This is a genomic window from Caballeronia sordidicola, assembly GCF_002220365.1.
Lineage (GTDB): Bacteria > Pseudomonadota > Gammaproteobacteria > Burkholderiales > Burkholderiaceae > Caballeronia > Caballeronia sordidicola_C.
The window spans coordinates 32,610-56,594 of sequence record NZ_MTHB01000111.1 but is presented as its reverse complement, the minus strand read 5'-3'; the positions used below and the strand labels follow the sequence as shown (position 1 = coordinate 56,594).

Here is a 23,985-nt window from a genome sequence, read left to right as displayed (position 1 = left end):
TTCCGTCGGGCGCCAAGGCCAAGCCAGAAACACCACTTTACTGCATGAGCTTCGCCCAATGCCAATTCCACCAGCGTGACATAGCCCGCGCTCAGCAGCGAGTGACTCAACCACTACCCTTGCGATGTGCGACTGCGTCAAGTCATCCTGTGCGAAATAGGGATCCAACACACCTTGTCGGTTACACCCACTACTACCTAACTCCCGTCATTGCCGCGATGGGCTTGTTCGATTCCGCAACGAATGACAGCGCATCATCGAGAGCGTCGTTCGCTTCCGGCGTGGACACATTCACGTGCCGGATTAGCGCATTGATGTTTTCTTCATCGTCCGACGTCGTGATGCCCTGCACGGCCTCGCACATCAATTCACTCACGTTGTGTCCGAGACGCTTCGCGGTGCTCGCAATCGCACGTTTTTCGACCGGCGTCACCTGGACGAGAATCCGTTTCCTTGCAGCAACCATTCCTACACTCCTATGTACACCGACATGATATGTGCGTATCAGGCCGCTGCCGGTATCGGTCAAGTACTTTTTGCCGCATCAACCGATTTGACCGATGCCAGCAACGTCCGACACGAAGTCCTTCGTCAGCCCCACCAACGAAAACGGCCCGCTTGCGCGGGTCGTTTTCACACACAGTGCATCAACTCAATCCGCCGCGCGCAGCTTCGCCACTTCCGCGTCGGAAGGCTGGACACTCGCGCCATCGATATACCGATAGTTCGTCATGATGCCCTTGCCGTCCTTCACCGCCGTCGTCCCGACATACGCGCCCATCGTCGACTGGTTGTCCTGCGCGCGGTAGGTGATGGGACCAAACGGTGTGTCTACGGAAAGCCCCTTGAACGCTGCCGCGAGCTTGTCCGGATCGGTCGACTTGGCCTTCTTCAAGCCATCCGCGATCGACATCAACGCCGAGTAACCCACCACCGATCCAACGCGCGGATAGTCGTGATACTTCGTCTCATAGGCCGCGACGAACTTGCGATTAGCAGGCGTATCGATCGAGTACCACGGATACCCCGTCACGATCCAGCCGACCGGCGCCTCGGACCCGAGCGGATCGAGGTATTCAGGCTCGCCCGTCAGCAACGACACCACGGAAATATCCTTGAACAAACCACGCGTATTGCCCTCACGCACGAACTTGCCCAGATCGGCACCGAACTCGACGTTGAAGATTGCATCGGGCTTCGCGTCCGCCAGCGCTTGCGTAACGGCGCCGGCATCCAGCTTGCCAAGCGGGGCCGCCTGGTCAGCAACGAACTCAACGTCAGGCTGCGCTGCTTTCAGCAACCGCTTGAACGTCGCCACGGCGGACTGGCCATATTCATAGTTCGGATAGACAACCGCCCAGCGTTTCTTATGCAGCTTGACGGCTTCGGGCACGAGCATCGCGACCTGCATATACGTCGATGGACGCAGCCGGTATGTGTACTTGTTGCCGTCCTGCCAGACGATCTTGTCGGTCAGCGGTTCAGCAGCCAGGAAGAAAACCTTGCGTTGCTTGGCATAGTCGGCAAGCGCCAGGCCGGTGTTCGACAAGAAGCCGCCAAACAACAGGGAGACCTGTTCGCCCGTTACCAATTCCTGCGCCACGCGAACCGTATCGCCCGGGTTGCCGTTGTCGTCGCGCGAGACGACTTCGAGCTTCTTGCCATTGATGCCACCCGCCGCGTTGACCTCGTCGAGTGCCATGTTCCAGCCGTTCTTGTACGGGCCGAGGAACGCAGGCTGCGCTTTATAACTGTTGATCTCGCCGATCTTGATGGTCTGAGCGGCAGCGCCGACCGACACTAAGGCGGTGGCCAGGGGCGCAACCATGAAGGCGGTTAAGCGCAGCAACGATCCAACACGCGTGGTCATAGTTTTTCTCTCCGGATAAAGCGGCTAGGTTGAATGCTAACTGACATGGCTAAGGCTGATTGAAGGATACCCTTGGTCGATCTTTGCTTGGCTGTTCGCGCTTGAACACGCTTAAACACTCAGGTAGGCCCGCCGGACCGCTTCGTCGCGGGCGAGCTCGTCTATCGTGCCGCTGAACCGTATCTGCCCTTTTTCCAGCACATACGCACGGTCGCTGACGAGCTCCGCGAAATGCATGTTCTGCTCGGACAGCAGGATAGACAGCCCTTCGCGCTTCAACTCGAGAATCATGTTCGCCATCTGTTCAACGATGATTGGCGCCACGCCTTCCGACGGTTCATCCAGCAGGACCAGCGTGGGATTGCCCATCAGCGTACGCGACACGGTGAGCATCTGCTGCTCGCCGCCGCTCATCTGGCTGCCCGGTCGATTCGGCATCTCGCCGAGATTCGGAAACAACCGGAACAGCTTTTCAGGCGTCCAGCGCGGCGCGTCGTCGCGCGGCGGCTGGCGGCCGGTATCGAGATTCTCCATGACCGTCAGATCGCCAAACACGCGCCGGTCTTCCGGCACGAAGCCCATGCCGAGCCGCGCAATACGATACGGCGGCAACTTCGCGATGTCGTGCCCGCGGAAATTGATCGCCCCCTGTCGCGACGGCAGCATGCCCATCAGCGCTTTCATCGTGGTCGACTTGCCCGCGCCGTTGCGGCCCATCAGCGCCACCACTTCGCCGCGGCCGACTTCGAGTTCAACGTCGTACAGGATCTGCGCGCGGCCATAAAACGCGTTCAGGCCGGAAACTTTCAACATGCTCTTGTCTTGAGTGGCCGTGTTCATTACGCGACTCCGTCTGCAGCAAGCGATGCACGCGGCGTGAAAGATTTTCCCGTGCCGAAATACACTTCGCGCACACGCGGATCGTTGCGGACGGTTTCCGCATCGCCCTCGCCAATCAGCTTGCCGCGAGCGAGCACGATCAGCTTGTCGGCGTAGGCGAACACCACGTCCATGCTGTGCTCGGTGAAGAGCACACCGAGCTTGTGGTCGATCACCAGTTGCTTGGTCAGCGCCATCAGGTCGTTGCGTTCCTTGGGCGCCATGCCCGCCGTCGGTTCGTCCATCAGCAGCAGTTTCGGTTTATTCGCAAGTGCAACGGCCAGCTCAACGCGCTTCACATCGCCATAAGCCAGCACGCCGCACGCGCGCTTCGCATGCGCCGCCATGCCGACTTGTTCGAGAAGCGCGATCGCTTCATCGGCGTGAATGGACGAGGCCGGTTTCCACAGGTTGAATAACTGGCGGTCCCGCGAAACGAGCGCCATCTGCACGTTTTCAATCACGGTCATCGAATTGAAAGTCGCGGCAATCTGGAAGGTGCGGCCAACGCCAAGACGCCAGATATCGCGCGGACGTTTGCCGGCGATCTCTTGGTCGTCGAACAGGATCGAGCCTGAACTCGGCCTCAACTGCCCGTTGAGCATGTTGAAGCAGGTCGACTTGCCGGCACCGTTGGGACCGATCAGCGCGAGCAATTGCCCCGCGTGCAAGTCGAAGGAAACGTCGTCGACAGCTTTGACGCCGCCGAATGATTTCGCAAGATGAGAGACGCGCAGGAGAGTCACAGGGCCTCCTTGGCGGGTTGCGAGGCCACGCCGCCATCGGAATTTTTACGCGACTCGAACTTGTCCCGCACGAACCCCACAATCCCCTGCGGAAACGCGATCACCAGCACCAGGATCGCAGCGCCCAGCAGGGCCTCCCAGTAGTCGGTCTGACGCGCGACCGTATCTTGAAGCCACGTGAACACCGCCGCGCCGACAATCGGGCCGGTAAGCGTCTGCAAGCCACCCAGCAGCACCATCACGAGACCGTCGACCGAGCGCCCGACGCTGATCACTTCCGGCGAGATCGACCCCTTCGAGAACGCATACAGTGATCCCGCGAGGCCGCAGAACAATGACGCGATAATGAAAGCCACCCACTGCACGCGCTTTACATCGATACCGATTGCTTCGGCGCGCAGCGTGGAATCGCGCGAGGCACGCATGGCATATCCGAGCGGCGAGAACAACATTCGCCGCAGGAGCCAGACACCCAGGACCGCGAACACCAAGCTCACGTAGTAGTACGCCACCGTCGAGCTGAGCCAGGTCGACGGCCACAGGTTAAGAATGCCGTTACTGCCGCCGGTGACGGCATCCCACTGGAACACGATCGACCAGACGATCTGTGCGAACGCCAGTGTCAGCATCGCGAGATAGACCCCCGACAAGCGCACGCAGAACCATCCGAACACGATCGCCCCGACACCGGCAAGCAGCGGGCCGAGCACGAGCGCGGCTTCCATTGGCAGATTCAGGACCTTCAGGAACAACGCCGCGCCATAAGCGCCGAGGCCAAAATAGGCGGCATGACCGAACGAATGCATGCCGCCCGGACCCATGATGAAATGCAGGCTCGTCGCAAATAAAACCGCGATCAGGATCTCGACGAGCAGCACGGGCATGTAGGGGAACACGCCTGAAAGCAGCGGTGCGAGCACAAGCACCGCTAGCACGATACCGGCGAATATCTTCAGCCGGGTATCGGCGGGACGCAGTGGTGTTTCAGCGGCGGCCATGGTGCGCACTGCTGCCTGCGCGCGACCGAGCAGACCCCACGGCCGCACGACGAGCACGATTGCCATCACCACGAACTCCGCCACCAGCGTGAACTTGCTCAACGAAAACACCACGCCGCCGATGGCTACGTCGCCTATGCCAATGCAGAGCGCCTTGATCTCCGCGATCAGCAACGCGGCCACGAACGCGCCGGGAATCGAGCCCATTCCGCCAACCACCACCACGACGAACGCATTGCCGATCGTATCGATATCAAGCGACAGATTCGCCGACATGCGCGGCACCTGAAGCGCACCGCCAAGACCCGCGAGGAACGCGCCGATAAAAAACACGCCCGTAAATAGCCAAGCCTGGTTGATACCGAGCGCACCGAGCATTTCCCGGTCACCGGTCGCCGCGCGCACGAGCGTGCCCCAGCGCGTTTTAGTCAGACCGAACCAGAGGATACCCAGCACCACGGGGCCGATCACGATCAATGCAATGTCGTAGGTGGGCAGTGCGTGGCCGAGCAGATTGACTGCGCCGCCGAGCAGCGGAGCGCGCGGCCCGAACAGGTCTTCCGGACCCCAGATGTACAGCGCGGCGTCCCGAAAGATCAGCACCAGCGCAAAGGTTGCCAGCAGGTGGAATAACTCGGGCGCCTGATAAATGCGCCGGAGCACGACCATTTCAACCAGCGCACCGAGCACGGCGACAACGAGCGCTGCTGCAAGCATCGAAAGCCAGAAACCGGCGACGGTCGAACCAAAGCGGCTGGCGATGCTATAGGCCACGTACACGCCAAGCATGTAGAACGAGCCGTGCGCGAAGTTGACGATTCGCGTCACGCCGAAGATCAACGACAAACCGGACGCGACAAGAAACATGGCGCAGGCGTCCGCTAGTCCGTTAATGAGTTGCACAGCCAGATTCGAAAGCATCGACGCCTCTATAGCTCGGAATTCATCAAGGTGTTCGCGTCGGCAAGACTGCCTTTCCAAGCGCCGTCTCTGTCTGCCGATACAAATGTACACACTCTAATTCTAGTCTTCTATGCAATGACCATGCCCACTTTATAGCTAGAGACTTGTACTAGGTATCATGGGCTTTAACCCTTGTTTTATTGGGTTTTATAGCTGACGCGAAGCTAACGGCCTACGGGAATGCCTGTTGTGCCGCACCTTATAAAATCAGCGTACACGCCATAATCGCTTTTCTGGTGCGACGGTCCCGCTATTGGTGCAATGCGACGCGGCGGCAGACGGATCGCACCAGACGAAGTGACTAATTAATAAGCGTGGCCGTCACCGCACAAACGCACTGAGTACGAATCGCGCTTACTCGGCATCGGGCGCGCTGAGCTTGCGCAGCAAATACAGCGCGGCCACGCGCTCGGCCTCATTAAGCTCGCCCATGGTCAACTCGCTGATACGCACGGCGGTTGGCGTGATCTGTTCAACCAGGCTTTCACCCGCGCGCGTCAGTTGCACCGTCACCTTCCTGCGGTCGTCGGGATTCGTCTGTAACTCGATCAGCTCGCGCGTCCTCAGACGTTCAATTATGCCGCGTACCGTGGCCGCATCGATCGCAGTCGCTTTGCCCAGGTCGCTCATTGAAGACGGTCCGAGCCTTCGATTGGCGCTCAATACCGCAAACTGCACGGCGGTCAGTTGGGGGTCGTCGATGGTCTGGCTGAAGATGGCGAGATGGCGCTGATACGCTTTGCGAAGAAGATGCCCGATCTGCTCCGACACCTCATAGCGGGACACGGCGTTCTGCGCAGCTTGCGATGAACCGGAAGGAAGCTTCGAAGGCGCCATGATAGTTCGAGTGTCGGTAGGGTGGAGTGGGAATGCCGCTCGCCCGGACCGGGCGAGCGGCATTCGTCAAGGTAGCCGGAGCAACGTTCCGCCTGCCGCTAGTGCACATGCTTCCGGATTCGCGCCGACGCCTGGGCCAAGTCTTTCCACGACGCTTCATTCGGTGCGAATGTAGCGCGAATATAAGACACGAGATCGGCGATCTGCCGGTCGTCGAACGAATCCTTGAAGCCCGGCATGTAACCAAGCGCGTCGGTAGCGGGGGCATCAATGCCATTCTGGATGACGTTCAGCAAGTTGTCGGGCGTGGCTTCGCTCACACTGGTGTTCAGCGAGAGCAGCGGGCGTACCCCGAAGTTGCCGACACCGCCCGTCGCGGCATGACAGACCGCGCATGCGCCGTCAAAGATCCGCCGGCCTCTGTCGAGTCCCTGCAGGGTCACGGCACTTGTGGCTAGATCGTGTGCAGACTCCGACAAGGGGACAGCAGTCGGAGCCGCAGCCGGCTGCGGCGACAGCGACGCCACGTAGTGCGCCATCGCGCGCACGTCCTCTTCCGGCAGCGTCGACAAGCTCGCGACGACCGGCGCCATTGGGCCAGCCGCGACGCCATGCTCATGAGAGAAGCCCGTCTTGAGATAGTCGTACAACGCCTGCTCGGTCCATCGTACAGGCGCTTTCGAATTGGCCACGAGCGACGGCGCCACCCAGCCTTCAGCGCTGCCGCCGCTCAAGTACAAACGCCCGCCCTTCTCTGCCCCGAATGCATTGCGCGGCGAATGGCACGCGCTGCAATGTCCGGCACCGTCCACCAGATACGCGCCGCGATTCCATATTGCCGAGCGCGTTGGGTCGGGCTTGAACTCGCCCTGCTTCAGATAGAGTGCATTCCATCCAGCGACCAATGCACGCTGATTCAGCGGAAACGGCAAGCGTGTGACAGGCGGCGAATGTTCGACCGCCGGCTGCGACATCAAATACGCGTACAGCGCGGTCATGTCGGCCTCGCTCATCTTCGTGAACGCGGTGTACGGGAATGCGGGATACAGATGATGGCCGTCGCGTGAAATGCCCTGGCGCATCGCCCGGTCGAACGCGGCGAACGACCAGTTGCCAATGCCCGTCTTCGGATCGGGAGTCAGATTGGTCGTGTAGACCATGCCAAAAGGCGTTTCAAGGCCGAGGCCGCCGGCATTGACCACGCCGCCGGGCGCCGTATGGCAGACCGCGCAATCGCCAAACTCCGCAATCTGGCGACCGCGAGCGATGGTGGCATCGGACCACGTCGATGCAGCCGGGCGGGCGATCGCTTCAATCGGGGCACGCAGGGGCCATGCCGTGCAGGCGAGGCCGATCAGGCTGCCTACTCCGCCGGCCGCGAGCGCGGTCCAGAGCGAGCGTTTTGCGCGCCGCGGTCTGTTGCCGATCCCGCCATTAGCCGCTTCTGATTCGCGCATTGCGCCAAGCGCCGCAAGCACGCGCTCCGGCGTGAACGGCGGCGCTCGAAAACGCACGCCGGTCGCATCGTAAAGCGCATTGGCGATAGCCGCTGCAGCGGGAGAGACGTCGATTTCCAGACGATCGCCGGCAGCGGTCTGCGTAGCGACTTCGCCGGATGTGAACGATGCGGGAGCAAGTTCATGCGATACGGCTTGAGTGCCCGGCGTCTCGTCGTGCGAAGGTCGCGCAGTGAGTTGCAGACCCAGGGCGCGCGAAGCTGCAGCAGCAATCTGCCGGGCCGGAACGCCAATCAACCGGCCGATCCGGCGGCGTCCACTTGCCCGCCCTGCTACCACGCGCTTGAGCGCAACGTCACCGGTCAGGCGGTTCACATCGAGATCGACGATCCACGCTGAGTAGTCGGGTATCGGGTTATCGCCGGATGCCGCATCGTGTGTGTCGAACGCGAAACCACGGCCATGTGCGACTTCGTTGTTCGCGCGGCGCACCTTGCGATCCGGCGTATCGGTGTTCCACGCTGCCCGCTGCGCCACCGTATCGATCAGTTCCCTCGCGCCGCCATACTCCACCGGATCAAGGTGATCGAGACGAAACGAAACCGGATCGCGATGATGATCGCGCGCGATTTCATCGACGAAAGACTCGCGCGCAAAGGTATGCGCCGAGCCGGGAATCAGCGCGGCGGGATCGTCGACCAGCGACGTGGCACGGGATGAAGAATAAGGACCCGGATCTCGCGCGACTGCTTCGCCGCCTGTTAAACCCGGCGTTCGCGCAACGTAGCGCCAGTCGAGCAGCGCGCCTTTGTAGTCCAGCGACGCCGCGACACAAACGTCCGCCTCCCTGACCTGAGACACCGCCATATAACCGCCAACGCACATCGTCCGGCCGGTTTTCGCCATCAGAACAACCGCAGCGAGCGCGGCATACGTGGCGATCAGCGGATCGGCTTGGCCATCTTGTACATCGAGCGAATGCAACGCAAAGCAATCCGGCGGCAGGCCCGTGATAGCGGCAAGCTTCGCCCGTAGATCCGCAGTCTCGGGAGCACTGCTCCAGACGGCGATACTACCTGCGTCGTCACACGCAATGGCCTCGCACGGCACCAACCTGTCCGCAGGAATCGGCCATGTGTAATGCGCTTCCTGCTGCAAACCCGAGTGTTGCACGGGTAAAGAAGGCATATCAGCGGCATGCTGCGGACGGGCCGATAACACCAGCAGACAAGCGGCGTCGCGCGCCTGCTCGAAACGCTCAGCCACGAACGCGGCCACGTTCCCCGCGACCACCCAGCGCACGCCTGCTTCCACGCGCAACTGTTGCGCCGACGCGAGCAGCGTAGCGTCGGCTTCCCCCACCACGCACGCGTGAAGCATCGACTCGGGCATCAGCACGGGTCCACCAGAACTTCCTTCGTGCACGGCGTCCATTACCTCGGGTCCATTACAGGGCGTCCATTACATGGGGTCCAACGAATCAGCGCTTTTGTTCGCGTTTCAGATACTCGGCCGCGCGATGCACTGCCTTCATGATTTCAATGTGCGTGCCGCAACGGCACAGGTTAAAGCGCAGCGCGTCGCGGATATCATTGTCATCAGGCTCGGGGTTGCGATCAAGCAGCGCCTTCGTGCTCATGATCATGCCGTTGAGGCAGTAGCCGCATTGCGCTGCCTGTTCATCGATAAAAGCCCGCTGGATCGGATGCAGCGCGTCCGGCGTTCCAAGCCCTTCCAGCGTGAGCGTCTCGCGTCCGATAGCCGCCGCAACCGGCACGACACATGAACGTGCAGGACCGCCGTCCAGCAGCACCGTGCACGCACCGCACTGGCCGAGACCGCAACCGTACTTCGGCCCGTTCAGTTCGAAGTCGTTGCGCAGAACGTATAGCAAGGGCGTGTCGCGGGTCACGTCGACCGTGCGAGTGCTGCCGTTGACAGTCAGCGTCAATGGTCCGGAAACCGATGGTGCGGAGGCAGACACGCTCATTTTCAAGTCATCGAATCAAGACCGCTTTTAGCGATGCCTGGACAGCTCATCCAGGCACTACTGAGGCGGCCGGGTCGAAATATCAGGCGGCAGCAGTTGTTGTCTGCTTGGCCGACGGCGACTTCAGGGGTTCGTTGAACACGTCATAAGCGAACACCCATGCCGGATCTTCGTTAGTGCGCAGCCACGTGTTGTTGTGCGAGACCAGTTGCACCTTCGACGCACGCTGCGCACGATTCGCTTCGTACAGCGCAAACGCTCCGGCGTAATCGGTTGTTCCTACTTCGTCCAGGCAACGCGTGAGCATTGCTGCATCCTCGATTGCCATGGCCGCGCCCTGCGCCATATGCGGCTTCATCGGATGGCATGCGTCGCCAAGCAGTACCAGGCGGCCGCGACTCCACAGCGGCAGCGGATCGCGTTCCAGCAGCGGCCATTTCGTGACTTCGGGCGTGGCGTCGATCAGCTTTTGCACCGACGGATGATAGCCCGCGAACACCTCGCGCATTTCGTCGCGGCTGCTGGGCGCAACCGACTGCCCTGCCGGCCACTCGGCCTGCGGAACGCCGGTCACGTAGTAGATTTCATCGCGCTTGGACGTCACGTAATACACCATCATGTGCCGGTCTTCCGACCACCACTTTACACAGAGATCGAAAGGATCGGTGCCGAGCAGCGAGGCGGGAAATACCGCGCGATGCGCAACATAACCCGTGTATCTCGGCGGTTCCGCGCCGAGCAGATGGTCGCGGATCTTCGAGTTCACGCCGTCCGCGCCAATCACAATGTCCGCGGTCTCAACGCTGCCGTCGGCAAACGTCAGCCGCACCTCGTTGTCGAGCTCTTCAATCCCGCTCAGGCACTTATTGAATTCGATGGTGCCAGGCGCGACCGCCTCGGTCATCAGCGCATGGAAGTCACCGCGGTGCACCGTGAGATACGACGCGCCATATTCTTTCAGCGCGAAATCGCCAAGCGGGATCTGCGCGATAGCCTCGCCCGTTTTCCAGTCCCGGCTGTACCAGTAGTCGGGATGCGAACCCATGACGTTCAACGCGTCTTCGCAGTCCATGCGGCGCATGATCTTCATCACGTTGGGGCCAAGGTGTATGCCCGCGCCGAGACGCGAAAACGCAGGAGCCTGCTCGTAAAGGCGAACCGAATAACCGGCGCGCTGCATCAGCGCCGCTGCCGCTGTTCCGCCAAGGCCCGCGCCGATGATTGCAATACGGGGTTTGCTCATGATGATCTCTCCATGTCTGGCGCTCGCCGAAAGTCGTTCAGCCGAGCCTGTTAATTGAACCTATATTGAGTGTACACATTGAATTTTTTTGAGTAAAGAAAATTTGCATTGAATCGGTTCAGGTGCGATTTATCCCTTTATATGTGCATTTTATAAGGGTTTTCACCAATCCAAAGCATGCATGCACCATTAAAAAATGTTTTCGGAATCTTGTTAAATTCCAATGTGTACACTAGACTTTATCGAATCAGATTGCCGCAACTTTTGCCAGACTAACCAAGCCGCCGCGCGTGGCCCAAGACATATGGAGTCGACTGGATGACCAAGACCTTTCGCATCGGCCAGATCTTGCCGAGCTCGAACACGACGATGGAAACCGAAATACCTGCCATGCTGCTTGCGCGCCAGAGCATCCGCCCGGAGCGTTTCACGTTCCATTCCAGCCGCATGCGCATGAAAAAAGTGGTCAAGGAGGAGCTCGCGGCCATGGACGCGGAATCGGACCGATGCGCGCTGGAGCTCAGCGACGCGCGCGTGGACGTGCTCGGTTATGCGTGCCTGGTGGCAATCATGGCGATGGGACATGGTTACCACCGCGTGTCGCAAAAGCGGCTTCACGAGCGCACCGTCGAGAACGGCGGCGCCGCGCCGGTCATCACCAGCGCGGGCGCGCTGGTCGACGCTTTGAAGGTCATCGGGGCCAAGCGCGTCGTGGTGGTTGCGCCGTACATGTTGCCGCTGACCGAACTGGTCGTGGACTACATCCGCAATGAGGGTTTTGAAGTCGTCGCCTTTCGGGCCCTTGAGATTCCCGACAATCTGGATGTCGGCCGTCACGACCCGAGGCTGTTGCCGGATATCGTGAAAACCCTGCCCTATCAGGACGTCGATGCGATCGTCTTGTCGGCCTGCGTGCAGATGCCGTCGCTCGCCGCAGTGCCGCAAGTCGAGGCAATGACGGGCAAGCCGGTCATTACTGCCGCCATTGCCACGACCTACGCCATGCTGCGCGAGCTGGATCTCGAGCGCGTGGTGCCGGGTGCGGGCGCGCTGCTGTCTGGCGCTTATTGATCCGCTTACTGATCCGCTTACTGAGCTGCTTACCGATAGCTTTCGACGCATGGCTTTCGATCCATCAACGGACTCCGCGATGAACTCAACTTTTCTCTACGGCGCGAACGTCAACGCCAACGGCATCCGCCAGCACTACCTGCGCTACGGCGGCACGGAAGGCGTACTCGCCGGCCGTCCCGCCGTGATCGTGATTCCGGGCATTACCAGCCCGGCGGCCACGTGGGGTTTTGTCGGCGAGACGCTTGGCCGCCAGTTCGATACCTATGTGCTCGATGTACGCGGCCGCGGTTTGTCCGAAGCATCGTCGACGCTTGACTACAGCCTCGACGCGCAAGCCGCCGATGTCATCGCACTCGCTGAAGCGCTCGGCCTTGAACACTATGCGCTTGTCGGTCACTCCATGGGCGCCCGCATCGCGATCCGTGCTGCCCGCAGCGCGCCGAAGGGCCTGACGCGCACGGTGCTGGTTGACCCGCCGGTGTCCGGTCCGGGCCGCCGTGCGTATCCGGCGAAGCTGCCGTGGTACGTGGATTCGATCCGCCTGGCATTGAAAGGCATTGACGCCGACGGCATGCGCGCTTTCTGCCCGACCTGGACCGAAGACCAGTTGCGTGTGCGCGCGCAATGGCTGCATACCTGCGATGAACGCGGCATGCTGACGTCGTTCGAAGGCTTTCATACTGACGACATCCACGCCGACCTGCCGCTGCTTCGCGTACCTTCACTGCTGATCACCGCTGCGCGCGGCGACGTGGTGCTGGACGTTGACGTGCAGGAAATGCAGACGCTCAGCCCTGGACTGCTGCACAGCCGCGTGCCGGATGCCGGCCACATGATTCCGTGGGATAACGAAGCCGGCTTCTATGAAGCCTTCGGCGATTTCCTCGGCGCAAAACTCGTCTAGCCCAGGCACGACCCAAGACGAGCCGACACTGACACTCATTCTTCAGGAGTCAACATGCCAATCAGCGATTACGAAATGATCGCCGCATGGAAGCAGGTACTGACGTTGTCGAAGCTGCAGGCCGGCCAGACCGTCACCATCCTCACCAGCGCGTCCACGCATCCACAAACGCTTTCAAGCGCACTGATCGCCACGCAGTCGATGGGCGCGATCGTCAACCGGCTCGACCTGCTGCCGGTAAACGGCGAAAAGGCCCTGAGCCGCGACTCGCTCGCGTATCTCGGCACCACGCCTCTCACCGGCAACCTGGCCGCTATTGCCGCGTTGAAGGCGAGCGATCTCGTGCTCGACCTGATGACCTTGTTGTTCTCGCCCGAGCAGCACGAGATCCTCGCAACCGGCACAAAGATCCTGCTCGCCGTCGAACCGCCCGAAGTACTCGCGCGGCTTGTACCCACCGAAGCCGATCGCACCCGCGTGCGGGCGGCAGCGGAGCGGATCAAGGCGTCGCGCGAAATGCGCGTCAAATCAAAAGCGGGCACGGAACTCGTGTGCCCGCTGGGCGAGTTTCCCGCTATCTCCGAGTACGGTTTCGTCGATGAACCGGGGCGCTGGGATCACTGGCCAAGCGGTTTTGTGCTGACGTTCCCGAACGAGGGACAAGCGAGCGGCCAGATCGTGATCGATCGCGGCGACATCTTGCTGCCGCAGAAAAAGTACGTGAACGATCCGATCACGCTGACCGTGGAAAACGGTTACGCCACGCGCATCGATGGCGGCGTGGACGCGGCCTTGCTAAGCGACTACATGGCCTCGTTCAACGATCCCGAAGGTTATGCAATCTCGCATATCGGCTGGGGTTTGCAGCCTCGCGCACGCTGGTCGACGCTCGGACTGTATGACCGCGAGGCGACCATCGGCATGGATGCCCGCGCGTTCGAAGGCAACTTCCTGTTTTCGCTTGGACCGAACAATGAGGCTGGCGGCAAGCGCACGACCACGTGTCACATCGACATCCCCCTGCGCCATTGCGACGTGATGCTCGATGGCGAAGCCGTGGTCCGCGATGGCGTGGTAATGGACCGATAGAACATCTACATGCGGAGAGTTTGAATGAGCGACATCCAGAGCCATGCCGAATCGGGCGTGTACAAACAGCAGGGATTCGGCACGCCGTTGCCGGTGCAAGGCAATATCGGCTTGTTGATTGTCGACTTCGTGGTCGGCTTCGCTGACCCCAAGACCTTCGGCGGCGGCAACATTGCGCCCGCTATCGAACGCACGGTGCACTTGTTGGCCGCCGCACGCCGGCATGGCTGGCCGGTGGCGCACAGCCGCATTGTGTACGCGGCAGACGGCAGCGACGACAACGTGTTTTCGCTGAAAGTGCCGGGCATGGCGACGCTCACTGAAAACCATCCGAACAGCGCAATCGTGCCTGAGCTGACGCCAGCAGCGGGCGAACTGGTCGTGCGCAAGACCGTGCCGTCCGCGTTCTTCGGCACGCAACTCGCGCCGTGGTTATCGCAGCGTGCGGTGCAGACGTTGATCGTGGCCGGTGCAGTCACGAGTGGATGCGTACGCGCAAGCGTGGTCGATGCGATGTCGCATGGTTTCCGTCCGCTGGTTGTGTCCGATTGCGTCGGCGACCGGGCGATCGGTCCGCACGATGCGAATCTCTTCGACATGCAACAAAAATATGCCGCGGTCATGACGCTCGACGAAGCGCTTGCGAGTATCGAAAAACGCCAGGCCTAAGCACTCGATCATCCGCTTTTAACCACTTCAGTTTAGCGCTCCAGCGTCCTCCGGGTTCAGCCCGCGGGACGCATCATCACGCCTTAATGCTAATTATAAGTCATTGATTTATATAGTATTTTTGTCAGAAAATTGTTGCATTCCTGATTTTGATTTCGTAACTTTGAAAGTAATGCGAACCACTGATTGTCCAGGAGACACGACTTGTCGACCCCATCAATAGACACTTTGCGCGGCACGCTGCACACCGACGCACAGGCAGAACGCGAGTTGTACAAGAAACTCACCTGGCGGCTGATCCCGTTCTTCTGCCTCTGCTATTTCTCAGCCTATCTGGATCGCGTGAACGTCGGTCTGGCGAAGCTGCAGATGCTCGACTCGCTTCATTTCAGCGAGACCGTCTACGGATTGGGCGCAGGCCTCTTTTTTGTCGGCTATATCCTGTTCGAAGTGCCCAGCAACCTGATCCTGCAGAAGGTGGGTGCGAAGCTCTGGATCGCGCGGATCATGGTCACGTGGGGCATCCTTTCCGGGCTCACGATGTTCGTCAAGACGCCGGGCCAGTTCTATACGCTGCGCTTCTTGTTGGGCGTGGCAGAAGCTGGCTTCCTGCCGGGTGTGCTGCTGTATCTGACGAACTGGTTTCCCGACGCGCGGCGCAGCAAGATCATCGCGCTCTTCATGATGGGGCTGCCGCTGTCGAGCCTGATCGGCGGTCCGTTGTCGGGCTGGATCCTGACTTTTTTCGACGGCATGCATGGTTGGCAAGGATGGCAGTGGTTGTTCGGGATCGAAGCGTTGCCCTCGATCGTGCTCGGCGTGCTGGTGTTTTTCTACCTGCCCAATACGGTGGAGTCGGCGAAGTTCCTGAACGGCGACGAACGCCTGCGCCTGAAGCACGATCTCGCGCAGGAGTCTCACGACGGCAAGGGTCATCGGCTGCGTGATGCATTCACGGACCCGAAAGTATGGGCGCTGGGTCTCATCGATTTGTGCGTGCTGCTCGGCACCTATGCGATCAGCTTCTGGCTGCCGACGATCATTCGCGATTCCGGCGTGAAGAGCGCGCTCGAGATCGGCATGCTGACCGCCATACCGAATGCGCTGGCCGTGATCATGATGCTGGTAACGGGCGCGAGTTCGGACAAGCACCGCGAACGCCGCTGGCATATCGTCGTACCTTTCGCCTGCACCGCGTTCGGCCTGATCGCGAGCACGTTCTTCAGCGGCAACACGGCGATCACCGTGATCCTGCTGTCGATCGCAAATGCCGGCGTCGCCGCGGCCATGCCGGTAGTCTGGGCACTGCCCTCCACGTTCCTGCGGGGCACGGCGGCTGCCGCGGGGATCGCGTTCGCCTGCTCGATCGCAAACCTGGGCGGCTTTGCCAGCACCTACGTGCTGGGCTGGATGAAGGACGCGACCCACAGCATGAGCGCCGGATTGATCACCTTCGGCATCTGCATGCTGGCGGGCTGCCTCTTGGTGTTGGCGATGCCCAAGCGTATCGTTAATCGGTGAAGGCAAGCGTTAAAGCTGGTTGTTGAAGCGGTTTAGTCGACTAGAGCGGCATTTTCAGGAATCGTCATGCCTACTGCAGCAGCGCTCACCCGAGGTGAACTGCTCGCGCGCAACGGCTGCCTGACCATCGTCAGGCAGCCGCTCGCGCCGGTAAAACCCGCGCCTGGCCAACCGGGCAGCGGGTCTTCCTACGTTCAGGACTCGCCGGAAATTTTTGTCGCGATACTGGACGATGGCCGCATCCTGGCGTTCAACGGCCACGTCGATCTCGGCACGGGCATCCGCACGTCGCTCGCGCAGATCGTGGCGGAGGAACTCGACGTGGCGGTCCCGCACGTCAAGATGATCCTCGGCGACTCCGCCCAAGTGCCCAACCAGGGGCCGACCATCGCCAGCGCGACCATCCAGATATCCGCCGTGCCGCTCAGGTTTGCTGCCGCGCAAGCGCGGCACGTGTTGATCGGACTGGCAGCCGAGCGTTGGGGTATCGATGCCGCCAGTCTTGCCACCGACGACGGTTATGTCGTGGCGCCAGACAACACCCGCATCGGCTTCGGAGAACTGCTGCAGGGGCAACGGATCTTGCTTGCCATCGACTCATCCGTCGTGGTGAAAGATCCGTCGACCTACCGGATTGTCGGGCGGGCAACACCACGCGTCGATCTGCCTGCCAAGGCCACCGGCACGCTGACCTTCGTTCACGACATGCGCGTGCCCGGCATGCTCCACGGGCGCGTCGTGCGGCCACCGTATGCAGGACACGATTGCGGAGCGTTCGTCGGCAAGACGCTGATTGAAGTAGACCGGACATCCGTCGATACGCTGCCGGGCGTGCGTGGCGTGGTTGTCATCGGCGACTTCGTCGGGGTAGTGGCCGAGCGTGAAGAACAGGCGATCCGCGCAGCGCGTGCGCTACGCGTGCGGTGGCGCCCGCTGCCGCCGCTGCCGTCCCTCGATGACCCCGCCGAGGCTATCGCCCAGGCTCCGGCCCAGCGGCGCCTGCTGCTGGAGGAAGGCGATGTCGAAAGCGTGCAAGGACAGGCTGGCACCACCACGCTGACACGCAGCTATGTCTGGCCTTACCAGATGCATGGCTCGATCGGGCCGTCCTGCGCACTCGCGGACTATCAGGACGGACACATCACGGTATGGTCGGGCACGCAGAACCCGCAGACCCTGCGCTACGACCTGTCGCGTCTGGTCGAGCGGGACGAAGCCGATATCGATATCGTCCGCATGGAGGCCTCCGGGTGCTATGGCCGAAATTGCGCGGACGACGTTGCCGGCGACGCAATCCTGCTCTCGCGTGCGATGGGCCAGCCGGTGCGGGTCCAGCTATCGCGCGCGGACGAACATCAGTGGGAGCCCAAGGGCACGGCGCAAGTTGTGGATGTGACCGGCACGGTGTCCCGCTACGGCGACACGCTGGGCTATACGTTCGCCACGCGCTATCCGTCAAACGATGCGCCCCTGCTCGCCCTGCTGCTCACCGGCGCGACGCCGGCCGAGCCGCGCGTCTTTGAAATGGGCGACCGGACCGCGGTTACGCCCTACACCTTCGCGCATCGCCGTTTCGTCTGCCACGACCTGGCGCCGCTGGTCAGGGCGTCGTGGTTCAGAGGGGTGTCGGCGCTGCCGAACTCCTTCGCCCATGATGTATTCATCGATGAACTCGCGTTCGAGACCGGCGCCGATCCTCTGGCGTTCCGGTTGCGTCATCTCAAGGACGACCGGGCGGTGGCTCTGCTTGAGGCCGTGGCGGAGCGGGCAGGCTGGCAAGCGCGAACCGCACGCCGTCCGACTCGCGACACAGGCGAACGTATTCTTCAAGGACGCGGCGTGGCGTACGCACGGTATGTGCATAGCCGCTTTCCGGGTTTCGGTGCGGCGTGGTCGGCGTGGATCGTCGATCTGGAAGTCGACACAGTCAGCGGAGAAATCCGCATCAAGCGAGTGACCGTCGGTCAAGATACGGGCACCATGATCAATCCCGACGGCGTGCGCCATCAGGTCCACGGCAACGTGATCCAGACCCTGAGCCGCACGATGAAAGAGCGCGTGCGCTTTACCGATGGTCTGGTCGCAAGCAAGGAATGGGGCAGCTATCCGATCCTGACATTCCCCGAGCTGCCCCCGGTCGATGTGGTGCTGGTGGACAGGCAAGGCGAGCCGCCGCTTGGCTCCGGCGAGTCCGCTTCACTTCCCGGCGCGGCCGCTATCTCCAATGCGTTATTCGATGCAACCGGCGTGCGCTTTCGCGAGCCACCGTTCACACCGGATGCTGTCAGGGCCACGCTGCAGGCCGCAGCAACGCTGGCGCTTGCCGAGCATCGATGAGCGCGTAGGAGTGCGCCTGTACGTGCCGTAAGTGCCGTAAGTGCCGCACGTTCCCATACGGAGTGACAGGCACGTACCCGGTCAATTATCTTCCGCCCGTGTCATGGTGCGCAGCAGATAAACGATGGCAACACGCTCCGCCGGGTTTAGCCCCCCATAAGTCTGTTCGCTCACCTGCCTCGCAAACGGCACCGTCTGGTCAATCAGCGCCAGGCCCTCCGGCGTCGTGCGCACGAGCAGTTTGCGGCCGTCCAGCGGGTCGGGCGAGACCACGATCAGCGAACGCGCTTTCAAACGCTCGACCACGCCACGGATGGTGGCCTGGTCGATTGCTGTCGCCTTGACGATGTCGTTGAGCGAGCAGGATTGTTGCTCCTTGACCGCGCATAGCGTGACGAACTGCGCCGCGGTCAGATCGGAATCCGGTATGGCCGCCTGGAAAATGGCGACGTGGCGCTGGTATGCGCGTCGCAGCAAGTGGCCGATCTGCTCGGAGAAGTGATACTCCTCGCTGCCTGCAACAACCGGAGGGGGGGATGGCTTTTTGGACATGGGAGGAATTGTAGGGTACACGTTCTATTATGCTTCGATTGCGGCGACGCACCGCTTTCTTCAGTCCTACCGTGAGTCCCTTTTTATCATAGTGGGCGGCGGCGTTTCGGCGGCGGCGTTGCGGCGGCGTTGCGGAGCGCCGGGAGCGGCAACACAGTGATCAGGCATGCGTACTAAATCTAAACCCTGACCCCAACGCCGGATCAAGCACCGCCGCCAGTTTCTCAAACGCCGGCTCGATTTCCTCTTCGGCCACGCAGCCGTACCCAATCAGCAAGCCCGACATCCCCTCGCCCGGCCTCAAGAAATACCCCGACAGCGGCCGCACCACAATGTTGACCGCGAGCGCCGCTTTCGCCACTTCACGATCGTCCACGCCATCGGGCAAACGCAGCACGAGATGCAGCCCGGCATCGCCGCCGGCAATCTGCAACGCGTCGCCATAACGCTTCCTGATCGTATCCAGCAGTATCTGGCGACGCTGCCCATAGAGCCCGCGCATCCGCCGGATATGCGAAGTGAAGTGCCCCTCGCCGATGAACTCGGCCAGCACGGCCTGCTGCAACAACTGCCCCTCGCGATACAACTCGGCGGAAGCGGTAGCAAAGCTCGTCGACAACCCCTCGGGCACCACGATGTAGCCAATCCGCAATCCTGGGAAAAGCGTCTTGCCGAAGCTGCCCACGTAGATCACCTGGCCCGCTGTATCGAGTCCTTGCAGCGACGCGAGCGGCCGGCTGCCGTATCGAAACTCGCTGTCGTAATCATCCTCAATGATCCAGCAACCGTTTTGCCGCGCGAACTCCAGCAGCATCCGCCTCCTCGCGAGGCTCATCACCATGCCCAGCGGGTATTGATGCGACGGCGTGACCAGCATCAGCTTGGGCGGGTCGGCAAGATCGTCCGCGGAAGGATTGATGCCCTCTGCATCCACGGGAATGGCCTTGAGCGACAGCCCGGACACTTGCAACACGCTACGCACGCCCCAGTAGCACGGGTCTTCGGTCCAGATGACATCGCCGGAATCGGACAGCAGGCGCACGGCAAGATCGATTGACTGGTGAATCCCCGTCGTCACGATAATTTGGTCTGGCGTGCAACGCACCGAACGCGAGGTCCGCAAATAATCGGCGAGCACCTGACGCAGCTTGGGCAAACCGCCACCGGGCGCATAGGTCAGCAGATCCGGCGGCAAGCGGCGCCAGTATTTTGATTGCAAGCGGCTCCAGACGGCCGCTGGAAACCGCGACACATCGGGTACACCGGGCATGAACGCCCCGCCTTGCCGCTGCGACACACCCGCGCCTTGCAGCAACCTTGCACCGCGCGCGGACAGCACACGTGGCTCCGCAGGGGCCGCATCACGCGCCGCGGAGTCCGCGCCCACGATCTCGTCCGGCGCGCTGTCCGACACAAACGTGCCCTGCCCCGTCGCCGACCACACGTAGCCTTCCAGCGCGAGTTGCTCATACACCTGCGTGACCGTATTACGGCCAAGGCCCAGCTCACTTGCGAGCAATCGGGACGACGGCACTTTGGTCCCCGCCGGCAATTCCCGCGACAGGATGGCTTGCTGCAACAAGCCATACAACTGCCGATAAATCGGTAAGCCGCCCGTTCGTTCAATCCGCTGCGCCAGCCAGTCGGACAACATGCTTGCACGCATCGCGGAAATGGCTCCTATAAAAACAAGGAAATGGCTCTGATTGAAAGAGCCAAATCTTACTATAGTCGAGGTACCGCCTAAAAACCCTCCAAGGAGCGATGCCGTGAGCCAGACCCTGAAGAACGCCGACCTTAAAGCCCGCAAGGACGCAGCGACGCCGCGCGGTGTCGGCGTGATGTGCGACTTCTACGCTGAACGTGCCGAAAACGCCGAGCTGTGGGATGTAGAAGGCCGCCGTTTCATCGACTTCGCGGCGGGCATCGCGGTATGTAACACCGGACATCGGCACCCGAAAATTGTCGCGGCAATGCGCGCGCAACTCGAACGCTTCACGCATACGGCGTATCAGATCGTCCCTTACGAATCGTATGTTTCGCTCGCCGAGAAGATCATCGCGCGCGCACCCGGCGACCATGCAAAGAAGGCCGCGTTCTTCACGACCGGCGCGGAAGCCGTCGAAAACGCCATCAAGATCGCACGTGCCGCGACGGGCCGGCCGGGCGTGATCGCATTCACGGGTGGGTTCCACGGCCGCACGTTCATGGGCATGGCGCTCACGGGCAAGGTTGCGCCCTACAAGATCGGCTTCGGACCGTTCCCGTCCGACGTATTTCACGCGCCGTTCCCAAACCCGCTGCGCGGCGTCACGACCGCGGATTCGCTGCGCGCCATCGAACATCTCTTCGCGGCGGATATTGAGGCAAAACGTGTTGCCGCGATCATCTTCGAGCCGGTTCAGGGTGAAGGCGGTTTCTATCAAGCACCCGTGGAATTCGTGCGCGCGTTGCGCAAGCTCTGCGACACCCACGGCATCCTGCTGATCGCCGACGAAGTGCAAACCGGCTTCGCGCGCACCGGCAAGTTGTTCGCCATGCAGCACTACGACGTGGTGCCGGACCTCATGACCATCGCCAAAAGTCTCGCTGGCGGCATGCCGCTGTCGGGTGTGGTCGGCCGGGCCGATGTGATGGACTCGGTCGCGCCCGGCGGTCTTGGCGGCACGTATGCCGGCAATCCGCTGGCGGTGGCGTCGGCGCATGCGGTGCTCGAGATCATCGATGAAGAGAAGCTCTGTGAACGTGCCGTGCGGCTGGGCGACAAGCTGAAGTCGCGGCTGTCATCGCTTAAGGCCGACGTCCCCCAGATCGCCGATGTGCGCGGCCCCGGCGGCATGATCGCCGTCGAATTCTGCAAGCCGGGTACTACCGAAGCCGATGCGGCTTTCGCCAAGCGCGTGCAAACCCTGGCGCTTGAACGCGGCCTGCTGTTGCTGATCTGTGGCGTGTACAGCAACGTGATCCGGTTCCTGTTTCCGCTGACCATTCAAGACGCCGTATTCGATGAAGCACTCGCCATTCTCGAACGTGTCCTGACAGAAGAAGTGGGAGTCGCAGCATGAGTTCGCAACGGTCACCCATGCGATTGAAAGATCCGGCGCTGCTGCGTCACGACGCGTTCATCGACGGTGAGTGGCAAGGCGCCGACGATACCTCGACCTTCGAAGTCATCGATCCGGCGAACGGTCAGTCGCTCGGTCATGTGCCCAAGATGGGCGCGGCGGAAACGCGGCGCGCGATCGATGCGGCCAACACCGCGTGGCCGCTCTGGCGCAAGAAGACCGCGAAGGAACGTGCGGCCATTCTGCGCCGCTGGTACGAACTGATGCTGGAACACGCCGACGATCTCGCCGTGATCCTCACCCGCGAGCAAGGCAAGCCGCTCGCTGAAGCCCGCGGCGAGATCATTTACGCGGCGTCGTTCATCGAGTGGTTCGCAGAGGAAGGCAAACGCGTCGCCGGTGACACGCTGGCAACGCCCGCCGCCGATAAACGCATCGTGGTGACCAAGGAACCTATCGGCGTCTGCGCGGCGATCACGCCGTGGAATTTTCCTGCCGCGATGATCACGCGCAAGGTCGGCCCGGCGTTGGCTGCGGGTTGCCCGATCGTGGTCAAACCCGCTGAAGCGACGCCGTTTTCAGCGTTCGCGATGGCCGTGCTGGCCGAGCGTGCGGGGGTGCCAAAGGGCGTGCTGAATATCGTGACCGGCGACCCGAAGGCGATTGGCGCCGAGCTGACCAGCAATCCCATTGTCAGGAAGCTGTCGTTCACGGGATCGACGCAGGTCGGCCGTCTGCTGATGGCGCAAAGCGCCCCGACGGTCAAGAAAGTGTCGCTGGAACTCGGCGGCAATGCACCGTTTATCGTTTTCGACGACGCTGATATTGACGCTGCAGTCGAGGGCGCGATTGCGTCGAAGTATCGCAACAGCGGGCAGACTTGCGTATGTACGAACCGGTTTTACGTTCATGACCGGGTGTATGACGAATTTTCCGCCAAGCTCGGCGCGGCGGTTGCGAAGCTCACGGTGGGCAATGGATTGGAGAGCGGCGTTTTGCTCGGACCGCTGATCAACGACGCCGCCGTGCAGAAGGTCGAATCGCATATTCATGACGCGCTGGACAAAGGCGCCAAGGTCGTTACCGGTGGCAAGCGGCACGCGCTCGGGTTCGGGTTCTTTGAACCGACGGTGTTGTCGGGTGTGACTTCAGAGATGAAGATCGCCAGGGAGGAGACGTTCGGACCGCTCGCACCGTTGTTCCGGTTTTCTTCCGATGAAGAAGTGATACGGATGGCTAACGATACCGAGTTCGGGCTGGCTGCGTATTTTTTTAGCCGGGATATTGGGCGCGTGTGGCGCGTGGCAGAAGCGCTGGAATATGGCATGGTCGGGATCAATACCGGGCTCATTTCCAACGAAGTCGCGCCGTTTGGCGGGGTCAAGCAGTCCGGACTCGGGCGCGAAGGCTCGCGGTATGGGATCGACGATTATTTGGTGATCAAGTATTTGTGCATGGCCGTGTGAGGGACGTTCGCACTTCCACCCATGAACTCCACGTAACGCTTGCGGTTTCCAACCGGTGGCAGTCGATAAAGATTCGCTGGCACGCTGTCGAAAAGCCCAGACGCAGAATTCCGACGGCGCTTCGGATTGCGGCGCCACGATGATCGGCGTTGCGACGTCATCCATGGTCTGCTTCTGGTCAGTCTCGATGGCGAAATCGGTCGATACCAGCAACGTATTCGCGCCAGTCGACGTCGTTTTGATCGCCCAATCACCGCCCGCTTCCCAGATCGAGCACTATGTAAAGCATTTTTGATCATTTGCGTTTCACATGCTATACGCGCAA

At 61.3% G+C, this 23,985-nt stretch carries 20 protein-coding genes; 8 read left to right on the top strand and 12 right to left on the bottom strand.

Features of this window, described 5'->3' with window-relative positions; all coding sequences use genetic code 11:
* Positions 1-193 precede the first annotated feature (193 nt).
* The 9 genes from BSU04_RS18795 to BSU04_RS18755 form a co-directional block, all read right to left on the bottom strand.
* Positions 194-466, bottom strand: a complete 273-nt coding sequence (locus tag BSU04_RS18795) for a hypothetical protein (protein WP_089162041.1) — start codon at positions 464-466, stop codon at positions 194-196.
* Between the two features lie 186 nt (positions 467-652).
* Positions 653-1,870, bottom strand: coding sequence for an ABC transporter substrate-binding protein (locus BSU04_RS18790; RefSeq protein ID WP_089162040.1), 1,218 nt, complete (start codon positions 1,868-1,870; stop codon positions 653-655).
* Positions 1,871-1,981: 111 nt separating this feature from the next.
* Complete coding sequence (locus tag BSU04_RS18785; protein ID WP_179258358.1) at positions 1,982-2,710, bottom strand: ABC transporter ATP-binding protein; 729 nt, start codon at positions 2,708-2,710, stop codon at positions 1,982-1,984.
* Complete coding sequence (locus BSU04_RS18780) at positions 2,710-3,495, bottom strand: ABC transporter ATP-binding protein (RefSeq protein WP_089162039.1); 786 nt, start codon at positions 3,493-3,495, stop codon at positions 2,710-2,712. Before BSU04_RS18780 ends, BSU04_RS18785 begins: the two co-directional genes overlap by 1 nt.
* Positions 3,492-5,414: an ABC transporter permease gene (locus BSU04_RS18775; RefSeq protein WP_089162038.1), complete on the bottom strand. Its 1,923-nt coding sequence runs from the start codon at positions 5,412-5,414 to the stop codon at positions 3,492-3,494. Before BSU04_RS18775 ends, BSU04_RS18780 begins: the two co-directional genes overlap by 4 nt.
* Before the next feature lie 396 nt (positions 5,415-5,810).
* On the bottom strand, positions 5,811-6,293 hold the full coding sequence (locus tag BSU04_RS18770; protein WP_089162037.1) for a MarR family winged helix-turn-helix transcriptional regulator: 483 nt from the start codon (positions 6,291-6,293) through the stop codon (positions 5,811-5,813).
* Positions 6,294-6,391: 98 nt separating this feature from the next.
* Positions 6,392-9,184, bottom strand: a complete 2,793-nt coding sequence (locus BSU04_RS18765; protein ID WP_256983017.1) for a molybdopterin-dependent oxidoreductase — start codon at positions 9,182-9,184, stop codon at positions 6,392-6,394.
* A 46-nt stretch (positions 9,185-9,230) separates the two neighbouring features.
* A complete protein-coding gene (locus tag BSU04_RS18760) occupies positions 9,231-9,740 on the bottom strand; it encodes a (2Fe-2S)-binding protein (RefSeq protein ID WP_089162036.1) in 510 nt (169 codons plus the stop codon).
* An 82-nt stretch (positions 9,741-9,822) separates the two neighbouring features.
* A complete protein-coding gene (locus tag BSU04_RS18755; protein ID WP_089162035.1) occupies positions 9,823-10,983 on the bottom strand; it encodes an FAD-dependent monooxygenase in 1,161 nt (386 codons plus the stop codon).
* A gap of 318 nt (positions 10,984-11,301) precedes the next feature.
* Between BSU04_RS18755 and BSU04_RS18750 the strand changes: the two genes are divergently transcribed.
* The 6 genes from BSU04_RS18750 (at position 11,302) to BSU04_RS18725 (ending at position 18,577) form a co-directional block, all read left to right on the top strand.
* A complete protein-coding gene (locus BSU04_RS18750) occupies positions 11,302-12,054 on the top strand; it encodes a maleate cis-trans isomerase family protein (protein ID WP_089162034.1) in 753 nt (250 codons plus the stop codon).
* Between the two features lie 79 nt (positions 12,055-12,133).
* Positions 12,134-12,961, top strand: a complete 828-nt coding sequence (locus BSU04_RS18745; protein ID WP_089162080.1) for an alpha/beta fold hydrolase — start codon at positions 12,134-12,136, stop codon at positions 12,959-12,961.
* Between the two features lie 54 nt (positions 12,962-13,015).
* Positions 13,016-14,050 carry a 2,5-dihydroxypyridine 5,6-dioxygenase gene (locus BSU04_RS18740; protein ID WP_089162033.1) on the top strand — a complete coding sequence of 345 codons (1,035 nt, stop codon included), beginning with the start codon at positions 13,016-13,018 and terminating at the stop codon, positions 14,048-14,050.
* Between the two features lie 24 nt (positions 14,051-14,074).
* The gene (locus tag BSU04_RS18735) at positions 14,075-14,719 is read left to right on the top strand and encodes an N-carbamoylsarcosine amidohydrolase (RefSeq protein ID WP_089162032.1); all 645 of its coding nucleotides are present in this window, start codon (positions 14,075-14,077) and stop codon (positions 14,717-14,719) included.
* 219 nt (positions 14,720-14,938) lie between these two features.
* Positions 14,939-16,240 carry an MFS transporter gene (locus BSU04_RS18730; protein ID WP_089162079.1) on the top strand — a complete coding sequence of 434 codons (1,302 nt, stop codon included), beginning with the start codon at positions 14,939-14,941 and terminating at the stop codon, positions 16,238-16,240.
* 66 nt (positions 16,241-16,306) lie between these two features.
* Positions 16,307-18,577 (top strand): xanthine dehydrogenase family protein molybdopterin-binding subunit, encoded by a 2,271-nt coding sequence (locus tag BSU04_RS18725; protein WP_089162031.1) that lies wholly within the window; start codon positions 16,307-16,309, stop codon positions 18,575-18,577.
* Positions 18,578-18,658: 81 nt separating this feature from the next.
* On the opposite strand, the gene BSU04_RS18720 is transcribed toward BSU04_RS18725, so the two are convergent.
* A complete protein-coding gene (locus tag BSU04_RS18720; protein ID WP_089162030.1) occupies positions 18,659-19,129 on the bottom strand; it encodes a MarR family winged helix-turn-helix transcriptional regulator in 471 nt (156 codons plus the stop codon).
* A 160-nt stretch (positions 19,130-19,289) separates the two neighbouring features.
* The gene (gene pdxR / locus BSU04_RS18715; RefSeq protein ID WP_089162029.1) at positions 19,290-20,795 is read right to left on the bottom strand and encodes a MocR-like pyridoxine biosynthesis transcription factor PdxR; all 1,506 of its coding nucleotides are present in this window, start codon (positions 20,793-20,795) and stop codon (positions 19,290-19,292) included.
* A gap of 115 nt (positions 20,796-20,910) precedes the next feature.
* Between pdxR and gabT the strand changes: the two genes are divergently transcribed.
* Both gabT and gabD read left to right on the top strand, forming a co-directional pair.
* The gene (gene gabT, locus BSU04_RS18710) at positions 20,911-22,194 is read left to right on the top strand and encodes a 4-aminobutyrate--2-oxoglutarate transaminase (RefSeq protein ID WP_089162078.1); all 1,284 of its coding nucleotides are present in this window, start codon (positions 20,911-20,913) and stop codon (positions 22,192-22,194) included.
* The gene (gene gabD / locus BSU04_RS18705; protein WP_089162028.1) at positions 22,191-23,660 is read left to right on the top strand and encodes an NADP-dependent succinate-semialdehyde dehydrogenase; all 1,470 of its coding nucleotides are present in this window, start codon (positions 22,191-22,193) and stop codon (positions 23,658-23,660) included. Before gabT ends, gabD begins: the two co-directional genes overlap by 4 nt.
* Here the strand turns inward: gabD and BSU04_RS47695 are convergent.
* Positions 23,624-23,821, bottom strand: coding sequence for an alkyl sulfatase dimerization domain-containing protein (locus BSU04_RS47695; RefSeq protein WP_256983016.1), 198 nt, complete (start codon positions 23,819-23,821; stop codon positions 23,624-23,626). The genes gabD and BSU04_RS47695 overlap by 37 nt on opposite strands.
* Positions 23,822-23,985 lie beyond the last annotated feature (164 nt).